The sequence below is a fragment of the Ruegeria sp. CDSB022 genome (genome assembly GCF_059611145.1).
This window is the reverse complement of the sequence record NZ_JBXWOZ010000036.1, coordinates 1-2,738: the sequence shown is the minus strand read 5'-3', so window position 1 is coordinate 2,738 and position 2,738 is coordinate 1. Positions and strand designations below refer to the sequence as shown.

Below are 2,738 nucleotides of genomic sequence, written 5' to 3'. Positions count from 1 at the left end.
GAGCAAAACCTACCCAGCGAGCTTCAGCGCTGCTTTCGTTTGACCGAGATAATGCATCCGGAATGCTTCGGGTGCCGTGCTGGTACATCACGAGCCATCGCATCCACATTTCCAAGGTGTCGTAGTGCCCCGCTGTTCAGCAACACGCCGCGCCCGGCATCATACCGACGTTGCCCAAATCCGCTGGCAACGCATTCCCAGTCTTCCTTGGCCGCCGCGTTGCGGAACCTCGGCAGGTCGTGCGGGTCATGCCGCCCAGGTGTTGCTGCGACGTGATCGTGTTTCTTCGCATTGCTTTGGTGGGTTAAATGGTGGGTCACTTGTGTTGTGCCAGGTTGTTGGACAGTACCGGTTGTCGGCCTCGGCTTTGGACGCATGATTGTCACGACGCCTTGTGGTTTCGGATGTCCTGGGACGGCCACGTGAGTTGCCGTAGGTTTTGGTGTCAACTGTGGAACCTGGCCAGGAACCGCTGTGGGAACCTGATTGGGGGTTGCTGTTGGGACAAGCGGTGGCGTCGCTGTAGTGCCGCTGGGTTGCGGAACACGGCCTGGCACTGCGACTGGTATTTGGTTGGGTATTGCTGTTGGCACAAGTGGCGGCACCGCTGTTGGGCCGGTAGGTTGAGGCGGAACCTGGCCAGGGATAGCTATCGGAACTTGATTGGGAGTTGCAGTCGGAACTTGCGGCGGCACCGCGGTAGGCCCGGTAGCCAATGGCGGAACCTGATTTGGAACGGCTGTCGGAACCCGGTTTGGAGTCGCATTTGGAGTCAAAGGCGGAGCTAGGGTCGGCGCTACTACCGGCGTGGGAACCTGACCGGGAACCGCTATTGGTGTCGCGATAGGAACCTGACCGGGAATTGCGTTCGGAACCGCGCCCGGCGCAAGGACTGGAACAGTAACGGATGTGGGCGTTAGCTGCGTTCCCTTAGGCGGCAACTGATTTGCTACCGGCTGAGTTGGGCCGGTAATTTGATTCCCTGTTCCTTGCCCACCGGCCTGCCCGCATCCTTGGCTTGACTGGTGAAGATTCCCCACGCCACGGCACCACCCGTAGTGATTTCCGCCGGCAAAGACCTGAGTAGCGGCCAGTTCTGCAATTAGACAAGTTGCGGTAAGTACAGCAATTCGGTTCAGTTTCATAACATCCTCACCAACTTGTTGTCAGAGCAAGATACGCGCCAGGATCGCCTGAGTCGGTCAACGGACCGTCTCTCAAAGGGACACCTACATATCCGGACAGGAATAGATTTTGCTTAAACTCAATGTCCAACCCAAGACCTGTCGATGCCAGTGTAGCATTGTCAACTTCAAAACTCGCAGGGTCATTGTTCGAGATGTAACCCACGTCGAAAAAGGCAAAGGGCGTTAAGCGATGTATGCTCTGGGAACTGGGGAAGTAGGAATGAGACACTTCGAAAATCGCGGAAATCCCGGAATCACCATCCACTTCGTCAAAACGATATCCGCGCAAAGCATAACGATCACCAAGGAAGTACTCTTCGACAGAGGGCAGCCGGTCTGTTGTGTACTGCCCCCAAATCTCGGTGCGCCAAGCTGTGTTGGGCGACAAGTTCGTAAGTGGGCTTTCGTATCCGATGCCGCCTCGTAGATGCCAGAACGAAGAGTCCCCGTCGTCAAAATTCGCGTCTGTCGTGTCGTTGTCATTGTCACCAAAAGATAAGGTTAGCCCCGCTTCCAGAGCTTGTCCCTTTGGATAGTTTTGCCCGTAAAGATATGTAAGGCCAACGACACTCGCGTCACTGGATAGTGGTACGCCACCACTGACTGAATCCGCTTTTGAAAGGCGATAGTCCAGCAGAAGATATCCATAACGGGCCACATCTCGGATCACGGGGTAACCCATCGCGACTGTGAAGTTCTCGCCGTCAATATCTGTTCTCGCAAAGTCCCCTGAGAGGTCACGTTTTGCGTTTATGTTCCCGTAGAAGATCTCACCGTACAGACCATTGCTGTTCAGCGGCGTGCGATAGGTAAGAGCGCCCCATAAAGAGTGCTCATCGTCCTTGTCCCAATTGTAGTTGCCTGATCCCTCAAATCGCAGCAAATCCCCGACGGTCAGCGTTGAATAAAACTCTTGCACGACATAGAAGCTGAGCGCTTCTCCAAGCTCACGCGGAGGGTTGTCGAGTGTCGCACTCCCGGCTTGTTTGCGCAGAGGCTCTCCCAATACTCTCAGCCGAGCACCAGCCTGATCCGGGTAATCAAGTTCGGTCGACAACTCCAAGTCAGGTATGTCCTCGGCTAGCATAACCGCCCGCTCAAATCGTTTCAGCGTTATGGGATAGGAGGTGGTGAGGGGCTGAAAAATCTTCTCTAGGGTTTGGAACGTACGAATATCTACGCCTTCAATTTCGATGGTTTGAATGCGCCCTTCATCAACAATTATGCTCTGCCCATCGGGGCCGGGCCAGGCCTCAGCCAAGAAGTAACCGTCTTCTCGGTAGATCTGCGTGATCGTTGATGCGACATCCACCGCTGTAATGCGCCCTGACCGATCAAAAGCCAACTGACCGGCAAAAGTTAACAGCTCATCCGTATCATATACCGTTACGCCGCTGACAGAGTGCTGTGATGCGATGTCCCAGGTTTGGGCAATGCTGTATTTTGGAACTGCAACAAAGGCCACTAAAGTGCAAATGATCGCAATTACAACCGAATTGGATACGGGCATTATCGATAACCTTAAGGTGACTGAGCATGTTAAAACCCAAT

At 54.3% G+C, this 2,738-nt stretch carries 2 protein-coding genes; both read right to left on the bottom strand.

From position 1 onward, the window contains the following. Positions 1–23: 23 nt before the first annotated feature. On the bottom strand, positions 24–320 hold the full coding sequence (locus AC2FIZ_RS20640; RefSeq protein WP_281995601.1) for a hypothetical protein: 297 nt from the start codon (positions 318–320) through the stop codon (positions 24–26). Between the two features lie 832 nt (positions 321–1,152). Continuing rightward, positions 1,153–2,738: ShlB/FhaC/HecB family hemolysin secretion/activation protein (locus AC2FIZ_RS20635; RefSeq protein ID WP_496791600.1), on the bottom strand; the 1,586-nt coding region annotated here is incomplete at its 5' end.